Source organism: Pseudomonas sp. GW460-12-10-14-TSB1, assembly GCF_017349775.1.
GTDB lineage: Bacteria > Pseudomonadota > Gammaproteobacteria > Pseudomonadales > Pseudomonadaceae > Aquipseudomonas > Aquipseudomonas piscium.
The window spans coordinates 1-17,814 of record NZ_JACNAC010000071.1; the positions used below are offsets into that span (position 1 = coordinate 1).

Below are 17,814 nucleotides of genomic sequence, written 5' to 3' on the forward strand. Positions count from 1 at the left end.
TGGGACGGCCTTATCGCGGGCAAGCCTCGCTCCTACAGAAGAAAAAGACGATTCAGGGAATGCCGTTGCGTCCATGCAGCAGGAAGGCCGGACGCTCGCTGAGGCGTTGGTAGTAGGCAGCGACGGCGGGGAAGTCCGGATGCTCGATGGGCGCCATGCTCCAGCGATGCACCGACAGCCCGAGGACAATATCGGCCAGGCTGAACTGCGTGCCGAGCACATAGGCGCCGGTGCTCGCCAGTTGCTGTTCGAGCAGGGCCATCTTGTCGTTCCAGCCGCGAATGCCGGCGGCGATCCGCTGCGGGTCCTGGAAGTCCGGGTTCTGCCGGACCAGGGCAACGAAGGCGTAGCTCCACGCGGGGTTGAGTTCCGTGGCCTGCCAGTCCATCCATTGTTCCACCAACGCACGGCCCCGAGGCTCGCCGGGCAGCAGCCGTTGCCCGGCGACCTTGCTGGTCAGGTAACGGCAGATGCTGTTGGATTCCCAGAGCGCGCCGGCGTCATCGATCAGCACCGGCACCTGGGCGTTGGGGTTGAGCTTGAGAAACTCGGGGGTGTGGGTCGATTGGAAGCCGCTGCCCCAATCCTCGCGTTCGTAGGGCAGGCCCAGTTCTTCGCAGGTCCATAGCACTTTTCTGACGTTGATCGACGAGGCTTTACCGAGAATTCTCAGGGTTCCCATGGGCGCTTTCCTTGGCGGGTGGAGGGCCCAGGAAATCTAACAGCGACGCCGGCCTTCGGCGATATCGATTTACGCCTTGGCCTCAGGCCGGATCCGGCAGCGCCGACGTTGGCAGGCCGAAGATCCGGTCGAACAGCCAGTTGAAGACGAAGGTGTAGCAGGGGATGAACAGGATCAGCGCCAGGTCCAGCAGGAAGGCCTGGACCAGGCTGATGTGCATCCACCAGGCGATCAACGGGATCAGGAACAGGATCAGCGTCAGCTGGAAACCCACGGCGTGGGCGATCCGCCGCTTGACCGTGCGGGTCCGCGAGACCTGGCGGCTTTCCCAGCGCTCGAACAGGCTGGTGTAGATGAAGTTCCAGGTCACCGCGATGCTGGTGATCACCACCGCCAGCGGGCCGGTGCTGCTCGGCGAGGTGCCGGACAGCAAGGCCAGGCCCAGGGCCGAGAAGGTCATGCCGAACACCTCGAACAGTGACACGTAAACCAGTTTGCGCTTGATGCCTTGCATGCTTTTTTCCTCCGCGTTCGTTGGCCCGGGCCGCTCCTTTTGCAGGAATGGCTGGCGAATGCGGCGCAAGATAGCTTCAATATGCCTGACAGAAAAAGTCAGAAGCTTTCAGTTCTACTGATAGGTAAGCATCCCAGACAGGCGTCCCCATGAATTTCTCCAGCGACAGCATCCAGTTGTTTCTCGCCGTGCTCGAGCGCGGTTCGTTTTCCGCGGCGGCCCGGGCCCTGGGCAAGGTGCCGTCGGCGGTGAGCATGGGCATCGCCAACCTCGAGGCGGAGCTGGGCTACCCCCTGTTCGATCGCAGCCATCGCGAGCCGGTGCCCACCGCTATGGCCAACGCCCTGGCACCCCATGCGCGGCTGATCGCCGAGCAGCTCAAGCACCTGCAGGTGCATGCGGTGGAGCTGTCCCTGGGGCTGGAAAGCCGGCTGTCCATCGGCGTGGTCGAGGACATCGACAAGTCCCGGGTGCTGGCGGCGATCAAGCTGATCGCCGAGCGTCATCCGTTGCTCGATATCGAGGTGCTGAGCGCGCCCCAGGACGATGTGTTGCAACTGCTGCACACTGGCCGGATTGCGGTCGGCGTGGCTTTCGCCGGGCTCAGCCTGAACGTGCTGGAGTATTTCCAGTACGTCGGCAGCGAACGGATGATCGCCTGCATTTCCGCGCGCCATCCCTTACCCGAGGCGCCGGACGCCACCCTCTATCTGGAGGAACTGGTCAACGTCCGCCAGGTGGTGGTCGCCAGCCGCGACCTGCCGATCCGCGATACCCGGCCGCTGATCGCCGAGTCCTACTGGCGCACCGACAGCCTGGCCATGGCCCTGGACATGGTCGAGTCCGGCATCGGCTGGGGCAATTTCCCGTTGTCGGTGATCGCGCCCTTGCTCAAGGCCGGAAGGTTCAAGCGCCTGACCTTCAAGAACATCGACAACGGCCTGCTGCTGCCGGTGCACGCGGTGTGGCTGAAGAATCAGCCGCTGCAAAAGGCTGCCCAGGCCTTTGTGCAGTTGCTGGGTGGGCAGGATCCGGCGCTGGTGCCGGAGGTTCATGCAGAGGTGAGGCCGTGAGCCCGTCTGCTTATGTGGCTGGGCGGGTGGCGTCCAGCGGCAATGCTTGGTGGCGCAGCCAGTCGAGCAAGCGGGCGACGGCTGAGTCCGGGTCGATCGCCTCGGGTGACAACAGGAAGTAAGCGCTGTCGTCGGCGATAAAGCCGAAAGGCGCGACCAGCAGGCCCGACTCCAGGTCGTCGCGTACCAGCTGCCAGGGCGCGATCGCCAGTCCCAACCCGGCGACCGCCGCTTGCAGGCTGAAGTAGAAATGCTCGAAGACCTGCTCCTTGCCTGGCGCCTGTTCCATTCCCTTGAGGGTCAACCATTGCTCCCAGGCCTGCGCCCGGGTCGCACTGTGCAGGCGCGGCGCAGTGCTCGATAACTGGGCCGTGCCTGCTGCATTGCGTGCCCAGTGGGTGGCCTGTTCCGGGCGGCATACCGGGCCGATGGCTTCGTCGAACAGCCACTGCGCATGGGTGTGCGGCTGCCAGGGAAAGTCGTTGCGGCGGATCGCCAGGTCGATGCCTTGAGCAAAAGCGAAGGGCCCGCCGCCGGCCACCAGTTGCAGGGGGATATCCGGATGAGCGGCGAAGAATGCCGGGATCCGGGGAATCAGCCAGCGCATCAGCAGGGTCGGCTCGCAGGACAGCACCAGGGTCGCGGCCTTGTCCGGCGTTCGCAGTTTGCGTGCGGCGGCGTCGATCAGGTCGAAGGCATGCTCCACGCTGTGCAGCAATTCGCGGCCGGCCTCGGTGAGAAATACCCGGTGGCTGCGACGCTCGAACAGCTGCGTGCCGAGGTCTTCTTCCAGGGCGCGCACGGCACGGCTGATGGCGCCATGGGTCAGGTGCAGGGCTTCGCCGGCGCGGGTGAAACTCTCCAGGCGAGCGGCGGCCTCGAAACAGCGCAGGGCGCTCAGGGGCGGCAGGCGGCGATTGATTGTCTGTGATTTTTTATCACCGAGAATGTCAGTTTTCATCGTTCGCTCTGTGAGGGTTCGTGCCCATAAAGTATGGGCCGGATTCTATAGCGAAGGCGTTTGAAAATGACTGAACTGTTAGTGGTAATCACCATCACTGTGCTGGCGGTGCTCAGCCCGGGGCCGGATTTCGCCATGGTCACGCGCAACAGCCTGGTGCTGTCGCGCCGGCATGGGGTGTTCACGGCACTGGGGATCGGGCTCGGGGTGATGCTGCATATCGGCTACACGCTGTTTGGTGTCGGCCTGCTGGTCAAGGAGTCGCTGCTGCTGTTCAGCGTGTTGAAGATCGCCGGGGCGCTGTACCTGGTTTATCTCGGTATCCGGATGCTGCGCACTCGCGCAGTCGAGGAAGAGGTGGCGACGGATGCGCCGCGGGTTTCGGCATGGACGGCGCTGCGCACCGGCTTTTTGACCAATGCGCTGAACCCCAAGACCATGATTTTTGTGGTCAGCCTGTTCATGCAGGTGATGCAGCCGGGGACCGGGCCGGGTGTGCAGATCGGCTATGGCGCGATCATTGTCCTGGCCCATGTGCTGTGGTTCGTGGCGGTGGCGCTGTTCTTCTCGACGCCGGGCATCCGGGCCCGGCTCATGGCTTACAAGCGGCGTATCGACCAGCTGTTCGGCGTTCTGCTGGTGGGCTTCGGCGTACTGCTCAGCGCCCTGAGCCTGCGTTCCTGAGCGCGGCTCAGGTGCTCTCGCGCACCTTCAGTTCGAAGCCCATGTCCACCACCGGCTTGGCCACGCTGTTGCCGGCCATCAGGGTCAGCAGCTGTTCCGCCGCACGGCGGCCGATGGCTTCGCGCGGGGTGCTGATGCTGCTCAGGCGCGGCACCATGTGCGCCGAGGCGGGCAGGTCGTTGAAGCCCATCACCGCCACTTGCTCGGGGATCCTGATGCCGCAGCGCATGGCCTCCAGCAGGGCGCCGTGGGCCAGGTCGTCGTTGCCGAAGAAGATCGCGTCGACGTCCGGGTGGCTGTGCATCAGTTGCAGGAACAGCTCGCCGCCCAGGCCCACCGACGAGGGGCGCGGGGTGAGGACTTCCAGTTTCGGGTCGTACAGCCCGGCTTTCTCCAGGCCACGGCGGAAACCTTCGCCGCGCATCAGGGTGCGCTGGTCGAGTTGTGCGCCTATGTAGGCCAGGCGCTTGCGGCCGCGGGAGATCAGGTGTTCGGCGGCGGTTTCCCCGGCGTTGTGCTGGGAGAAACCCACGCAGTTCAGGCCGGCCTCGGGGTTGAGGTCCATCATGTAGACGCAGGGAACGTTGCTGGCTTCGACCATCCGTCGGGCGCTTTCGGTCCGGTCGAAGCCGGTCAGCAGCAAACCTCGTGGCTGGTAGGCCATGTAGTTGCGCAGCAGGTTTTCTTCTTCGTCGCGGGAGTAGTGGAAGTTGCCGATCAGCACTTCGAAGCCCTTGGGCCGCAGAACCTGATGAATGGCTTCCAGGGTATCGATGAACAGCAGGTTGGACAGCGACGGCACCAGCACCACCACCGAATGGCTCTGGGCCGAGGCCAGGGCGCGAGCGGCGGGGTTGACCACATAGTTGAGTTCGCTGGCGGCCTTGCGCACCTTTTCCACCAGTTCGGTGGCCACCGTGTCGATGCCGCGCAGGGCTCGCGAGGCGGTGATCGGGCTGACGCCAGCCAGGCGCGCGACTTCGTTGAGGGTAGGGCGCCCCGTGGTGCGGGTATTTTTATCGTTCTTGGAGGAGGTCATCAGACGGCTTGCCAAACAAAATTCAAGTCACTAAGGTAGCGCTGTCTCGAAACAGCTGCAATGCGTGAGCGCGGTCGGCCTGACCCGCACTCTTTGGTTTCGCGGCCTATATACGCGGCAACCCACAAAAATGACAAGAAGGCGTCGGCATAAACTATTTTTGCACTAGCGTTTTCAAGAGCGAAGGTAGCGCTGTCTGCGCGCTGAGGTGTTACATGAGTCAACCCATCACCGCCCTGGTCATCATGGGCGTTGCCGGCTGCGGCAAGTCCAGCGTCAGTGAAGCGCTGTGCCGGCGCAGCGGCGCCACGGCCATTGAAGGCGATACGTTCCACCCTGCCGCCAATATCGCCAAGATGAGTGCCGGTATTCCCCTGAACGACGACGACCGCGCCGGCTGGCTCGACAGCCTGTGCGACGAGTTGCGTCGTGCCCTGGCCGCCGGACAGCGTCCGGTGCTGACCTGCTCGGCGCTCAAGCGCAAGTACCGCGACCGACTGCGCAGCGCCACGCCCGGCCTGGGTTTCGTTTTCCTGCAATTGACACCACAGGTGGCCGCCGATCGCGTGGCCCACCGTCCGGGGCATTTCATGCCTTCGACCCTGATCGACAGTCAGTTCGCCACCCTCGAATCTCCCGTGGGCGAACCCCTGACCCTGGCATTGGACGCCACCATCCACAGCGTTGACCGGCTGGCCGAACAGGCCCATGGCTGGTGGCTGGAGCACGGGCTGGACCCATCCCGATAAGCTTCGGTTCACACAGATAGCGCTATCCCACTCGGCTCACGTTTTTAACGCTTGAATAAAAACAACAAACCGGAGGCAACCCCATGTTTGGCATGTCCCAAGAGACCTATCTGCTGGTAGACGCAGTGGTCACCATTATCGGGCTGATCGTGCTGATCACTCGATTCAAGCTGCATCCCTTCATCGCCCTGACCATCGCCGCGGGTTTCCTCGGCCTGACTTCGGGCATGCCGGTGGACAAGATCATCAAGGCGTTCCAGGACGGCTTCGGTGGTGTACTCGGTTTCGTCGGGATCATCCTCGCGCTGGGCACCATGCTCGGCAAAATGATGGCCGAATCCGGTGGCGCGGATCAGATCGCCCAGACCCTGATCCGCTCGTTCGGCAAGGAGCGGGTGCAGTGGGCGATGATGTTCGCCGCGTTCCTGGTGGGCATCCCGCTGTTCTTCGAGATCGGCTTCGTGCTGCTGATCCCGCTGGTGTTCATCGTCGCCCGGCGCACCGGCGTGTCGATCATCAAGATCGGTATCCCGCTGCTGGCCGGCCTGTCCGCGGTGCACGGCCTGGTGCCGCCGCATCCGGGCCCGCTGCTGGCCATCGGCGTGTTCGGCGCCGACATCGGCAAGACCATTCTCTACGGCCTGATCGTTGCCCTGCCGACCGCGATCATCGCCGGTCCGATCTACGGCACCTTCATCGCCAAGCACATCCCGGGTCATCCGTCCCAGGAGCTGGTGGACCAGCTGGCGCGCGAGAACACCTCGGCCAACCTGCCGAGCTTCAGCGTGACCCTGCTGACCGTGCTGCTGCCGGTGTTTCTGATGCTGCTCAAGACCTTCGCCGACGTGGCCTTCCCGGACGGGCATTTCTTCCGTATCTGGATGGACATGATCGGTCACCCGATCAGCGCGCTGCTGTTGGCTCTGCTGCTGTCGCTCTACACCTTCGGTTCGCGCCAGGGCATCGGCTCCAAGCAGATCCTCAAGCTGCTCGACGCCAGCCTGGCGCCGACCGCGGCGATCATCCTGATCATCGGTGCCGGCGGTGGCTTCAAGCAGATGCTGGTGACCAGCGGCGTGGGTGACGTGATCGGCCACATGGCGGTCAACGCGCAGATCTCGCCGATCCTCCTGGCCTGGCTGGTAGCGGCGGTGATTCGCATCGCCACCGGTTCGGCGACCGTGGCGACCATCACTGGCGCGGGCATCGTGGTGCCAGTGGTCGGCATGATCCCTGGGGTCAACCGCGAGCTGCTGGTGCTGGCCACCGGTGCCGGTTCCCTGATCCTGTCCCACGTCAACGACGCCGGTTTCTGGCTGGTGAAGCAGTACTTCAACATGACCGTGGCGGAAACCTTCAAGACCTGGACCGCGATGGAAACCATCCTCTCGGTGGTGGGCCTGATCTTTATCCTGCTGTTGTCGCTGGTGGTATAAGCCGAGCCCTGTAGCCGGCTGGTTAGCCGGACACAAAAAAACCGCAGCGATGCGGTTTTTTTGTGCCTGCTTGTTTGTCGGTGGATATCAGCCTTTCTGCACCAGGCCATCGGCGCGGAACATGCCGCGGATACCACGCACGGCCTGGCGGATGCGGTCCTGGTTTTCGATCAGGGCGAAACGCACATGGTCGTCGCCGTACTCACCGAAACCCACCCCTGGCGAAACGCAAACCTTGGCCTCGGCCAGCAGCTTCTTGGCGAACTCCAGCGAACCCAGGTGGGCATAGGCCTCGGGAATCTTCGCCCAGACATACATCGAAGCCTTGGGATTCTCGACCATCCAGCCCAGCTCGTGCAGGCCCTTGACCAGCACATTGCGGCGCTGGCGGTACTGCTCGGCGATGTCTTTCACGCACTGCTGGTCGCCTTCCAGGGCCGCGATGGCCGCCACCTGCAGCGGGGTGAAGGTGCCGTAGTCGTGGTAGCTCTTGATCCGCGCCAGGGCGCTGACCAGCTCCGGGTTACCGACCATGAAGCCGATGCGCCAGCCGGCCATGTTGTAGCTCTTGGACAGGGTGAAGAACTCCACCGCGATATCCTTGGCGCCCGGCACCTGCATGATCGACGGGGCTTTCCAGCCGTCGTAGACGATGTCGGCATAGGCCAGGTCGTGGATCACCAGCACGTCGTACTGCTTGGCCAGGGCGATCACCCGCTCGAAGAAATCCAGCTCCACGCACTGCGCGGTCGGGTTGGACGGGAAGCCGAGGATCATCATCTTCGGTTTCGGGATCGAGCCACGGATGGCTCGTTCCAGTTCGTCGAAGAAGTCCACGCCCGGCACCAGCGGCACCGAACGCACCTGGGCACCGGCGATCACCGCGCCGTAGATGTGGATCGGGTAGCTCGGGTTGGGCACCAGCACGGTATCGCCCTGGTCCAGGGTGGCGAGCATCAGGTGCGCCAGGCCTTCCTTGGAACCGATGGTGACGATGGCTTCGCTTTCCGGGTCGATATCGACCTCGTAGCGATCCTTGTACCAGCGCGAAATGGCCCGGCGCAGACGCGGAATACCCTTGGAGGTGGAGTAGCCGTGGGTGTCTTCGCGCTGGGCGACGGTGACCAGTTTCTCGACGATGTGCGGCGGAGTCGCACCGTCGGGGTTACCCATGCTCAAGTCGATGATGTCTTCGCCGCGCCGACGCGCAGCCATCTTCAGCTCGGCAGTGATATTGAATACGTAGGGGGGGAGTCGATCTATGCGCGCAAAGCGGCGCGGCGAACCTTGTTCGGCCATTGTTGCCTCGAGTACGTGAGCGCCCGGAACCGTCCGAGCGACGTCGGCCACTGCGGTGGCCTGGGGGCAGACGATAAGGGCAGTGGCGCCAGGCTGTCCAGAGGGGGGCGACAAGTATTTTTTCGCCGGCAGCTGCGCGGCCTGGACAGGGATTTGCATCCTCGTGGCTGGATTCGCAGCCTGCGCATTGTGTTCGCCGGACCCGCCCGCGTTAAATACCCCCCACTCGAACAACCGCATCGAACAGGATGAATGATGGAGTTTACCAGCGGCTTTCTGCTGAGCCTTTCGCTGTGCCTGGACATAGGCGTGGCCAATATCGCGATGATTACCCTGGCCATGCAGCGTGGCTACTTCCAGGGTTTCTGCCTGGGCCTTGGCACCTGCGTCGGTGACCTGGTCTACGCGGTGCTGGCGCTGGCCGGCATGACCGTGCTGCTGCAGTACGAGGCGGTGCGCTGGGTATTGTGGATCGGCGGGTCGGCGCTGCTGGTGTATTTCGCGGCGAAGATGATCTATTCGGCGATCCACCACAGCGCCGTGCTGGCCGAGGCCGGCGAGGTCGACAACGGTTCGCCGCGCAAGGAGTTTTTCCGCGGCATTTTCCTGGCCATGTCGTCCCCCAGCGCGATCCTCTGGTTCGCCGCGGTGGGCGGTACCCTGATTGCCCGTTCCGGTGGCGGCGACCTGCTCAGTTCCGGGCTGTTCCTCAGCGGTTTCTTCTGCGCCGGGCTGGCCTGGGTCGTGGGCCTGTGCTTTGCCGCGACCCAGGGCGGCAAGCTGCTGGGGGACAAGTTGTTGCGCTACTCCTACCTGGCATCTGCGGCGATCTTCTGCTATTTCGCGGTCTACGTGATCCTATCCGGTTATCAGGAGTTCATCGTTGGGGCGGCGGTCGCCGAGATGCCCGGGCTCTGAGTGGGGGATTCGGATTTGGCTTCTATACTCCCTGCCGAACCCATCTTTCTGGCAGGAGTTGCACCATGGATGAGCACAACAAGAGCACAGGGCCGGTGCCGCGCTTCGAGAAGGGGCATTTTCTGCTGATTGCCGGTCTCGGCGGGCGTTTCACTCCCGGGACGACGCAGCGCATTCCTGAACTCTGGGAAGGCTTCATTCCCCATCTCGGCAAGATCCCCGGCCAGGTGGGGGAGGTGACCTACGGCATCTGCTGCAACCCGGACGGCAAGGGCGGCTTCGAATACATCGCCGGGGTCGAGATCAGCAGGCTCGACGATTTGCCCGAGCTGTATCGCTGGATCGAGGTGCCGCCGCAGCACTACGCAGTGTTCGAGCACCAGGGGCCGCTGGCGAGCCTGCCGCAGACCTTCCAGTACATCTGGAAAACCTGGCTGCCACAGTCCGGGCGCGAAGCCGCCGATGCGCCGGAATTCGAACGCTACAGCGCCGACTTCAACCCCGACACCGGCCAGGGCGTGCTGGAAATCTGGCTGCCGCTCAAGGAGCAGTGACCCGCGTCACGAGCACAGGCCGGGCCCGCTGCGGGTCCGGTCATTTGCCCTTGCCCGGCCGGCGGGCGCGCCACAGGTCGATGGACAGGGTAACGAAACCGAACGCACTGATGCCGAACAGCACCAGCAAACCGATCTGAACATTGCTCATGGCGACTTCCGTACTCGACCAGGATGGGATGAGGCCCAGATAAATAGCCTGATCGGCGTGCGGATGACAGCGACTATATGCAGGTTTTACGGGCTTGCCGTCATTCGATATGCAAGCCTTATTACTTTATGATCGGCGGCATTTCCCATAGCCGATCTGTTCCCCATGACCTTATCCAGCCTGTTGATCCGTCAGGTCGCCGCCGCTGACCTGGACCGCTGCTTCGCCATCGAAACCCTGGCCTACGAAGGTGACGAAGCCGCCACCCGGGAAAAGATCGCCACCCGTATCGCCACCTGGCCCGAGGGCTTCATCGTCGCCGAGGTGGATGGCGTAGTGGCCGGTTTCATCAATTCCGGCGCGGCCTTCGAGGTCGAGATGGCCGACGAGGCTTTCAAGGAGCTGATCGGCCACGATCCGGCCGGGCCCCATGTGGTGATCATGTCGGTGGTGGTGCATCCGGACTATCAGGGCCAGGGTGTTTCCCGGCGTTTGCTGGAGGCCTTCATCGAGCGCATGCGCGGCCTGGGCAAGGCCAGCATCAACCTGATGTGCAAGGAGCGGCATGTGCCGCTGTACGAGCGCTTCGGCTTCGTCTACCTCAAGGCCTCGGCGTCGGACCATGGCGGCATGGCCTGGCATGAGATGGTGCTGAGTCTTCCTCGGTAACACATGTCATTTGCTGCTGGTTCTTTTGTAGTCTAAATTCAGACCAGCTTCTGCGCTGGATTCACCGCTGCGCAAAGAGCAGGAGATAAACCATGCGCATTAAAACCATCAGTTTTGTCAAAAAGAACGCTGCTGATCTCGACCTTTCCGAGCCCATGCTGGTCACCCAGAACGGGGTTCCGGCTTATGTGATCGAGTCCTACGAAGAGCGTAAGCGCCGAGATGAAGCGATTGCGCTGATCAAGCTGCTGTCGTTCGCCGGGCGCGACAAGGAGCAAGGCCGGCTGATCAGCGGCGATACATTGCTGGAGCGTCTGGCCCAGCGCCGTCAAGCGCAGCAAGAAGACGAAGATGCAGACAGCGTACAGGGTTGAGTTCGCCACGGCGGCCGAACAGGGTGTGATTGCCCTGGAGCAGTATCTGGCTCAGCAGGGTGGGGCCTACAAGGCCGGGCAATTCGTTGACCAACTGGTTAGGCAAATTGTTTCGTCCTTGAGTGAACAGGCTCATACCTACGCCGTTTGTCAGCAAGCAGCATCCCTGGGCGTGACGCATTTCCATGAGTTTCTGCCCATGGGCCAGCGGGTTCTGTATGAAATCTATCCGGCCGAAAAACTGGTTGTCGTGGCCCTGGTTCTCGGCCAACGACAGAGCGTTGAAAAGCAGCTGATCGACTACTGTTTGCAGCTGTGATCAATCTGAATGCCCAAGGGCTGCAGCGAGGCAGCCTTTTTTCTATCGGTCATTCCACGACACACGCCTGTAGGAGCGAGGCTTGCCCGCGATAGGGGCGCCGCGGTCTGGCTGATGTACCGCGTTAACCTTTATCGCGAGCAAGCTGCGCTCCTACAAGAGCCCCTCAATACAGGCTGTTGCGCACCCGTTCCGGCATTTCCCGGTCGTAGCGGTCGGCGTCGAACTGGCCGTCGCAGAGGCGCTTGAGGATGGCGCCGGCCGAGGGCAGGGACGAGCGTTCCAGGTAGCGCTCCGGGTTCCACAGTTCGGAGCGCACTATGGCCTTGGAGCAGTGGAAGTAGGCCGCCTCGACGTCCACCAGGATCACCGTGCGCGCCGGCTTGCCATTCACCGCGAAGCTGTCCAGCAGCGCCGGCTCGGCCGAGATCCGCGCCCGGCCGTTGACCCGCAGGGTCTCGCCGATGCCTGGGATGATGAACAGCAGGGCCACTCGCGGGTCGCTGACGATATTGCGCAGGCTGTCGATGCGGTTGTTGCCCGGGCGGTCGGGCAGGGCCAGGGTGCGCTCGTCGATGATCCGCACGAAACCTGGGGCATCGCCGCGGGGCGAGCCGTCCATGCCGTCGGGACCGCTGGTGCTCAGGATCACCAGCGGCGAGGCGCGCACCATGGCCTGATAGTCCGGGTTGAGGAAGGGGATTTCCTTGCGCACGGCCCGCTCAAGGGGCAGGCCGTAGATCGCTTCCAGTTGCTCGAGGGTGGTCAGCATCATGCTTCTCCTGGGTAACGTCAGAAAATCAGGGCCAGACGGCGTTCGTAACCGATGCGGCCCCGGTAGGCCTCGCCGCTGTCGACCCAGCCTTGCTTCAGGTAGAGGTTGAACGCCGCTTGGTTGTCCGCGTCCACCGACAGCATCAGCCCCTTGATCTCCGGCCACACCAGGCGCGCGGCGGCGGGCAGGGCTTGCAGGCAGGCGCGGCCGTAGCCTTTACCCTGGACCCGGTGATCGACCTGCAAGGCATGCAGGGTGGCGGTGTCGGGGTCGGCCCAATGGGGCAGGAAGGGCGGGCGCTTGAGTAGCAGGAACGCCACCGGGACCTCGTCGGCCAGCAGGGCAAAGCCCTTGATCCCGGGCTCCGGCGCCTTGAGCAGGGTATGCAGCGCGGTGTAGATATCGCCGGAATAATTCTTTTGCTGCGGGTGCACCTCGAGCGCATCGAGCTGCTGCAATTGCGTGGCGTCGAGCTGTTCGTAGGGCACGAGTCGGGTGGTCGTTGGGCTATCCATATCCAAGCACTGGGGGAGGCTGTAGGAGTGGCGATTCTAGCGATTTTGCCCGGGGTTCCGGTTTTTTTTCATGGCCTTGTCGATTTGCCCGGCGGCCAGACGACTAAGGGTGTCTTCACGATTTAACGGTCGCCTCTGGCGGCCACCTCGAGCCCGTGTCACTCAATCGCAAGGAGAATCGCCATGAATGCCCAAACCACCGAAAGCGAAATCCGCAGCCTGATCGACGCCTGGCGCCAGGCCGTGATGGTCAAGGATATCGACCGCATCGTCAGCTATTACGCCGACGACATCACCTCGTTCGACGCCGTGACCGCGTTGCAATTCAAGGGCAAGGAGGCCTACCGCGCGCACTGGAAGGCCTGCATGGAAGTCTGCCCCGGCCCTGGCATCTTCGACTTCGAGCAACTGCACATAGTCGGGGCCAACGACATCGCCTTCGCCCACTGGCTGGCCCACTGCGGCGGCACCGATGACAAGGGCGAGACCAAGGCCTGCTGGATGCGCGTGACCGCGGGTTACCAGCGTATTGGTGGGCAGTGGAAAGTGGTCCACGAACACTGGTCGGCACCCTTCGACATGATGAGCGGCACCGTGCTGTTCGACCTGCAACCCTGATCGTCGGGTTTTTCGCCAAAGCCTGAAACTGCAGCCATAGTTGATCAGCCCGATCAAGGAGAGCCCCATGAAATACCTATGCCTGGTCTACAGCGACGAACAGCTGTTGCACAGCCTGCCGGAGAGCCCGAAGGACGCCGAGTGCATGGCCTACGCCGAGTCGGTGCAGGGCAGCGGCCGGATGATCGCCGCCGAGGCCCTGGAGTCGGTGCAGACCGCGACCACGGTGCGCATGCGCGGCGGCCGGCTGTCGATCACCGACGGCCCGTTCGCCGAAACCAAGGAACAGTTGGCCGGGTTCTACCTGATCGATGCCAAGGACCTCAACGAAGCCATCCAGGTCGCCGGCAACATCCCGGCGGCCCGGGTCGGCAGCATCGAGGTGCGCCCGGTTCGCGAGTTGAATCCCTGATCGCAACCTTTGCAAACGAGCCCTGGAAACAAGCATAAGCAGGAGTTTCGCAATGACCGAGCACAGCGTGGGCCGTGCGCCCGCCCAATACGAGTTGTCCATCAGTCGCCTGATCGATGCGCCGCCCGGCAAGCTGTTCCGCGCCTGGACCGAACCCGAGTTGCTGGTGCAATGGTGGGGGCCCCACGGCATGACCACCCCCGAGTGTGAAATGGACCTGTGGGTCGGCGGCCAGTTTCGTACCCTGATGCGCGCCCCGGATGGCAACGAGTACCCGACCATGGGCGTGTTCCTGGAGATAGTCGCACCGCGGCGGCTGGTGTTCACCGACGCCTTCCTGCCGGGCTGGATCCCTTCGGGCAAGGCCTTCATGAGCGCCGAGGTGACCTTCGACGAAGTGGACGGCAAGACCCTCTACACCGCCCGCGCCATGCACTGGAGCGAAGAGGATCGCCAGGCCCATGAAGCCATGGGCTTTCACGAGGGCTGGGGGCAGAGCCTGGATCGCCTGGAAAGCCTGGTGACCCGAGGCATGCCGGACTGATGCCGACGGCCGCGCAAGACAGCGTCAAGGCGCTGGTGGAGAGGGTCTACCGCAATGAGTCGCGACGGATCCTGGCGACCCTGATTCGCCTGCTGGGGGATTTCGACCTCGCCGAGGAAGCCTTGCACGAGGCATTCTTCGTCGCGGTCGAGCGCTGGCAGCGCGACGGCGTACCGGACAACCCGCGGGCCTGGCTGGTGTCGGCCGGGCGTTTCAAGGCCATCGACGGTTTGCGTCGGCGGGCGCGGTTCGCCGCGTCCCAGGCGGCGCTGATCAGCCAGCTGGAAGAGCTGGAGCAGGCTGACTGGAGCGAGGAGGATCTGGAAGACGACCGCTTGCGTCTGATCTTCACCTGTTGCCACCCGGCGCTGGCGGCGGACGCCCAGGTGCCGCTGACCCTGCGGGAAATCTGCGACCTGACCACCGAGGAAATCGCCCGGGCCTTTCTCTGTGCGCCGGCTACCATCGCCCAGCGCATCGTGCGCGCCAAGGCCAAGATCCGCGATGCGCACATCCCTTATCAGGTGCCGTCCCTGGGCGAGCTGCCCGAGCGTCTGGACAGCGTGTTGCGGGTGGTTTACCTGGTGTTCAACGAAGGCTATTCGGCGTCGATGGGCGCCGAGCTGACCCGCGAGGACCTGACCCATGAGGCGATCCGCCTCGGGCGCCTGTTGCTGGAGCTGCTGCCGGAACCCGAAGTGATGGGCCTGCTGGCCTTGATGCTGCTGCATGAGTCGCGGCGCCGGGCGCGGACCTCGGCCACCGGGGAGCTGGTGCTGCTGGACGAGCAGGACCGCTCGCTGTGGGACCACGAACTGATCGCCGAAGGCTGCGCCCTGGTGGAACACGCCCTGGGCACCCGACGTTTCGGCCCGTATTGCCTGCAGGCGGCGATCGCCGCGGTGCATGCCGAAGCGGCGACGGCCGGGGAAACCGACTGGCAGCAGATCATCGGCCTGTATGACGTGTTGCTGCGCGCCATGCCCTCGCCAGTGATCGAGCTCAACCGCGCGGCCGCCATCGCCCAGCGGGATGGGCCGTTGGCTGGTCTGGAGCGGGTCGAGGCGATCCTGGCCCGGGGCGAATTGCAGGATTACCACCTGGCCCATTCGGCGCGGGCCGAGTTCTGCCGGCAACTGGGCCGGGTGGAGCCGGCGCGGCAAGCCTATCTGCGAGCCCTGGAACTGACCCGGCAGGAACCGGAGCGGCGCTTTATCGAGAAGCGGCTAGAGGCCTTGAACGCGCTCTGAGCCCCTGATTGAATTCTGCCGAACCCTGTAGCCGCTGCCGCAGGCTGCGATAAGGCCGAAGGCCTTCAGCGATTTCGAATACGCCGCAGCCGTTCCAGCCGATCGTCGCGACTATTCCAGCATCCGCCCCAGCAACCAGCTGCCCGCCGGACCAGGTGGGTGCAGGCGCGACCACAGGGCATCGACCGCCACGTTACGCGGCCAGCCACGGGCATCGAGTTCCACCAGGCTGTCGGCGCCGAAACGCTCCACCAGCCAGCGCGGCAGGGGCGCCCAGCCAAAACCGCCCTGGGCCATCTCCAGCAGCATCAGGTAGCTCGGCGCCGACCATACCCGGCCCTTGGCCCGGCTTTCGTAGGGATTGACGATGGTTGCCAGGCGCAGTTCACGGTGCTGTTGCAGCCGGGCCTGGTCGATATTTTTCAGCGCCGCCAAGGGGTGCTTGCGCGACACGAACAGGGCGATTTCCGTGCGCTCGTCCACCGTCGAATGGTCCAGGTCCGCCGGGTAGTCGGGCTGCATTTCGGCAAAGGCGATCTGCGCCCGGCCACGCTGGACCAGCTCGATCAGGTCGTCGCATTCGGCGATCAGGCATTCCAGTTCCAGGTCCGGGTAGCGCTGTTCGAAGGCGCTCAGCGAGGTTTCGAAACGATCCGACTGATAGGTGTCGGACAGGGCCACCGTGAGCTTGGCTTCCACGCCCTGGGCCAGCTGGCTGGCGGCCATTTCCAGGCGGCTGGTGGCGGCCAGGATGTCTTCGGCCCGTTGCAGCATGACGTGGCCTTGCGGGGTGAGGGCGGGCTTGCGGCTGCTGCGGTCGAACAGTTGCAGGTCGAGGTCGATCTCCAGGCTCGCCACTGCCGCGCTGATGGTCGACTGACTCTTGCCGAGCTTGCGCGCGGCCGCGGAAAACGAGCCTTGGGTGGCCGCCTGGACAAAGGCCAGCAGTACTTCGTGTGAGGCCATGAACTATCGCCTTGGTCGATGGTTAATGATTATGAAGTATCGGGATGGGAGGTGATCATGGCAACCACATTCACTTGCGGGAGCCGGATCATGAGCACCACCAAATCTTTGACCGAACGGGTTTTCCAGGCCGTGGGCTTCGAGTTGCTGGCGTTCGCGCTGTGTACGCCGCTGCTGGCCTGGATCATGGACAAACCCTTTGTCGACATGGGCGTGGCGACCATCGCCATCGGCCTGATCGCCCTGGCCTGGAACGTGGTCTTCAATGGCCTGTTCGACCGTCTGCTCAAGCGCCTGGCCCTGGCGCCCAGCGGCTGGACCCGGGTCGCCCACGCGCTGCTGTTCGAAGGTGGCCTGGTGGCGGTGAGCGTGCCGCTGATTGCCTGGTGGCTGCAGGTCAGCCTGATGCAGGCGCTGATTCTCGACATCGGTGTGCTGCTGTTCTTCCTGCCCTACACCTATGTCTATCACTGGGGCTACGACCTGGTGCGGGAACGGCTGATGCTGCGTCGCCCGCTCAATGGCGCCAGTTGAAAACAGCAGAGGTCAGCGGGCGGCGTGGTGCCGCTCGATGGCCTCGAGGTAGGCCTTCATCGCCCTGGGCACTTCCTGCAACAGCAGAATGCTCTTGAGCTGACTATTCTCCAAGGCAACCTGGAACAGGCCGATGGGCAAGCCGAGCATCGCCGTCACATAGGTCTCGCGCTGCGCGGCAGTGGCGCCGGGCAGGCGCAGGGCGAGCATCCGGGCGTAGGTTGCCTGGATTCGCTCCCGCGCCTCCGGGGCCTGGAGCTGGCCGGGGGCGAAGGCGGGGCTGATCATCTGCAGCAGGTCGGGATGGGTCTCGAGGTATTCCATGATCGGCATGATCATCCGCTCGATCACCTGCTGGCTGCTCGACTCGACCCAGGTCGCCGGGTCGATGGCCAGGAGGTTGGCGGTGATCCGGTCGATGGCGTCGATGTGGCGCTGGCCGAGGGCGTCGAGCACGCTCTGCTTGTCGCTGAAGAAGTGGTACAGCGAACCGATGGAGGTGCCGGCTTCGCGCGCGAGGCCATGCATGGTCAGGCTGGCCACTCCCTGGCTGACCAGCAGATGGGCGCAAGCGTCGAGAATCGCCGTGACCCGTTCATGGCCACGAGTCTGTTTCGGCGAGCGCGGGTTTTTAGCCGGGAGCATTTTTGAATCGTTCATGGTCTGAGTGGCAGCAAGGGGCATACATTATGGCGCACCAGAGCGTTTACAGTCCTCACGTAAAACTAGACACCATCCTCTACTTTTGCAGAGAATACGCGCCATGGATCAGCGCCCT

The 17,814-nt window shown here is 63.7% G+C and carries 23 protein-coding genes; 14 read left to right on the forward strand and 9 right to left on the reverse strand.

The window, feature by feature from the left end:
- Positions 1-52 precede the first annotated feature (52 nt).
- Both J4D52_RS27400 and J4D52_RS27405 read right to left on the reverse strand, forming a co-directional pair.
- Positions 53-682: a glutathione S-transferase family protein gene (locus J4D52_RS27400; protein WP_097304755.1), complete on the reverse strand. Its 630-nt coding sequence runs from the start codon at positions 680-682 to the stop codon at positions 53-55.
- Between the two features lie 82 nt (positions 683-764).
- Positions 765-1,196, reverse strand: a complete 432-nt coding sequence (locus J4D52_RS27405) for a PACE efflux transporter (protein ID WP_097304754.1) — start codon at positions 1,194-1,196, stop codon at positions 765-767.
- 149 nt (positions 1,197-1,345) lie between these two features.
- On the opposite strand from J4D52_RS27405, the gene J4D52_RS27410 reads away from it, so the two are divergent.
- Positions 1,346-2,269: a LysR family transcriptional regulator gene (locus J4D52_RS27410; RefSeq protein WP_102677562.1), complete on the forward strand. Its 924-nt coding sequence runs from the start codon at positions 1,346-1,348 to the stop codon at positions 2,267-2,269.
- A gap of 10 nt (positions 2,270-2,279) precedes the next feature.
- Here the strand turns inward: J4D52_RS27410 and J4D52_RS27415 are convergent, their stop codons facing one another.
- Positions 2,280-3,230, reverse strand: coding sequence for a LysR substrate-binding domain-containing protein (locus tag J4D52_RS27415; RefSeq protein WP_102677563.1), 951 nt, complete (start codon positions 3,228-3,230; stop codon positions 2,280-2,282).
- Positions 3,231-3,296: 66 nt separating this feature from the next.
- Between J4D52_RS27415 and J4D52_RS27420 the strand changes: the two genes are divergently transcribed.
- A complete protein-coding gene (locus J4D52_RS27420) occupies positions 3,297-3,914 on the forward strand; it encodes a LysE family transporter (protein ID WP_097304751.1) in 618 nt (205 codons plus the stop codon).
- Positions 3,915-3,921: 7 nt separating this feature from the next.
- Here the strand turns inward: J4D52_RS27420 and J4D52_RS27425 are convergent, their stop codons facing one another.
- Positions 3,922-4,953: a LacI family DNA-binding transcriptional regulator gene (locus J4D52_RS27425; protein ID WP_025805808.1), complete on the reverse strand. Its 1,032-nt coding sequence runs from the start codon at positions 4,951-4,953 to the stop codon at positions 3,922-3,924.
- A gap of 215 nt (positions 4,954-5,168) precedes the next feature.
- On the opposite strand from J4D52_RS27425, the gene J4D52_RS27430 reads away from it, so the two are divergent.
- Together J4D52_RS27430 and J4D52_RS27435 are read left to right on the forward strand one after the other, a co-directional pair.
- On the forward strand, positions 5,169-5,702 hold the full coding sequence (locus tag J4D52_RS27430; protein ID WP_102677564.1) for a gluconokinase: 534 nt from the start codon (positions 5,169-5,171) through the stop codon (positions 5,700-5,702).
- A gap of 83 nt (positions 5,703-5,785) precedes the next feature.
- Positions 5,786-7,138, forward strand: coding sequence for a GntP family permease (locus tag J4D52_RS27435; protein WP_009050373.1), 1,353 nt, complete (start codon positions 5,786-5,788; stop codon positions 7,136-7,138).
- A gap of 87 nt (positions 7,139-7,225) precedes the next feature.
- On the opposite strand, the gene alaC is transcribed toward J4D52_RS27435, so the two are convergent.
- Positions 7,226-8,437: an alanine transaminase gene (gene alaC / locus J4D52_RS27440; RefSeq protein WP_007925133.1), complete on the reverse strand. Its 1,212-nt coding sequence runs from the start codon at positions 8,435-8,437 to the stop codon at positions 7,226-7,228.
- Positions 8,438-8,692: 255 nt separating this feature from the next.
- Between alaC and J4D52_RS27445 the strand changes: the two genes are divergently transcribed.
- The 5 genes from J4D52_RS27445 (at position 8,693) to J4D52_RS27465 (ending at position 11,422) form a co-directional block, all read left to right on the forward strand.
- The gene (locus J4D52_RS27445; protein ID WP_102677565.1) at positions 8,693-9,355 is read left to right on the forward strand and encodes a LysE family translocator; all 663 of its coding nucleotides are present in this window, start codon (positions 8,693-8,695) and stop codon (positions 9,353-9,355) included.
- A gap of 65 nt (positions 9,356-9,420) precedes the next feature.
- Positions 9,421-9,909, forward strand: a complete 489-nt coding sequence (locus J4D52_RS27450; protein ID WP_063432718.1) for a GyrI-like domain-containing protein — start codon at positions 9,421-9,423, stop codon at positions 9,907-9,909.
- Between the two features lie 316 nt (positions 9,910-10,225).
- A complete protein-coding gene (locus tag J4D52_RS27455) occupies positions 10,226-10,729 on the forward strand; it encodes a GNAT family N-acetyltransferase (RefSeq protein ID WP_025805804.1) in 504 nt (167 codons plus the stop codon).
- Between the two features lie 92 nt (positions 10,730-10,821).
- The gene (locus J4D52_RS27460) at positions 10,822-11,103 is read left to right on the forward strand and encodes a type II toxin-antitoxin system Phd/YefM family antitoxin (RefSeq protein ID WP_025805802.1); all 282 of its coding nucleotides are present in this window, start codon (positions 10,822-10,824) and stop codon (positions 11,101-11,103) included.
- Entirely contained in the window at positions 11,081-11,422 is a 342-nt protein-coding gene (locus J4D52_RS27465) for a hypothetical protein (protein ID WP_102677566.1), read from the forward strand. The genes J4D52_RS27460 and J4D52_RS27465 overlap by 23 nt, the downstream gene beginning before the upstream one ends.
- 166 nt (positions 11,423-11,588) lie before the next feature.
- On the opposite strand, the gene J4D52_RS27470 is transcribed toward J4D52_RS27465, so the two are convergent.
- Complete coding sequence (locus J4D52_RS27470; RefSeq protein ID WP_102677567.1) at positions 11,589-12,194, reverse strand: pyridoxamine 5'-phosphate oxidase family protein; 606 nt, start codon at positions 12,192-12,194, stop codon at positions 11,589-11,591.
- Between the two features lie 20 nt (positions 12,195-12,214).
- Positions 12,215-12,712, reverse strand: a complete 498-nt coding sequence (locus tag J4D52_RS27475) for an N-acetyltransferase (RefSeq protein WP_053280522.1) — start codon at positions 12,710-12,712, stop codon at positions 12,215-12,217.
- Positions 12,713-12,895: 183 nt separating this feature from the next.
- Here J4D52_RS27475 and J4D52_RS27480 point away from each other — a divergent pair, with 183 nt between their 5' ends.
- The 4 genes from J4D52_RS27480 to J4D52_RS27495 all read left to right on the forward strand — a co-directional run bounded on the left by J4D52_RS27480 (position 12,896) and on the right by J4D52_RS27495 (position 15,536).
- A complete protein-coding gene (locus J4D52_RS27480; RefSeq protein ID WP_063432714.1) occupies positions 12,896-13,330 on the forward strand; it encodes a nuclear transport factor 2 family protein in 435 nt (144 codons plus the stop codon).
- A 67-nt stretch (positions 13,331-13,397) separates the two neighbouring features.
- Positions 13,398-13,742, forward strand: coding sequence for a YciI family protein (locus tag J4D52_RS27485; RefSeq protein WP_025805797.1), 345 nt, complete (start codon positions 13,398-13,400; stop codon positions 13,740-13,742).
- Between the two features lie 52 nt (positions 13,743-13,794).
- A complete protein-coding gene (locus tag J4D52_RS27490; protein WP_102677568.1) occupies positions 13,795-14,286 on the forward strand; it encodes an SRPBCC family protein in 492 nt (163 codons plus the stop codon).
- The gene (locus tag J4D52_RS27495) at positions 14,286-15,536 is read left to right on the forward strand and encodes an RNA polymerase sigma factor (RefSeq protein WP_097304748.1); all 1,251 of its coding nucleotides are present in this window, start codon (positions 14,286-14,288) and stop codon (positions 15,534-15,536) included. Before J4D52_RS27490 ends, J4D52_RS27495 begins: the two co-directional genes overlap by 1 nt.
- A 111-nt stretch (positions 15,537-15,647) precedes the next feature.
- On the opposite strand, the gene J4D52_RS27500 is transcribed toward J4D52_RS27495, so the two are convergent.
- Positions 15,648-16,502 carry a LysR family transcriptional regulator gene (locus J4D52_RS27500; RefSeq protein ID WP_097304747.1) on the reverse strand — a complete coding sequence of 285 codons (855 nt, stop codon included), beginning with the start codon at positions 16,500-16,502 and terminating at the stop codon, positions 15,648-15,650.
- Between the two features lie 90 nt (positions 16,503-16,592).
- Between J4D52_RS27500 and J4D52_RS27505 the strand changes: the two genes are divergently transcribed.
- Positions 16,593-17,036 (forward strand): multidrug/biocide efflux PACE transporter, encoded by a 444-nt coding sequence (locus tag J4D52_RS27505; RefSeq protein ID WP_025805792.1) that lies wholly within the window; start codon positions 16,593-16,595, stop codon positions 17,034-17,036.
- 12 nt (positions 17,037-17,048) lie between these two features.
- Here J4D52_RS27505 and J4D52_RS27510 read toward each other — a convergent pair whose 3' ends face one another.
- Entirely contained in the window at positions 17,049-17,696 is a 648-nt protein-coding gene (locus tag J4D52_RS27510) for a TetR/AcrR family transcriptional regulator (protein ID WP_102677569.1), read from the reverse strand.
- Between the last annotated feature and the right edge of the window lie 118 nt (positions 17,697-17,814).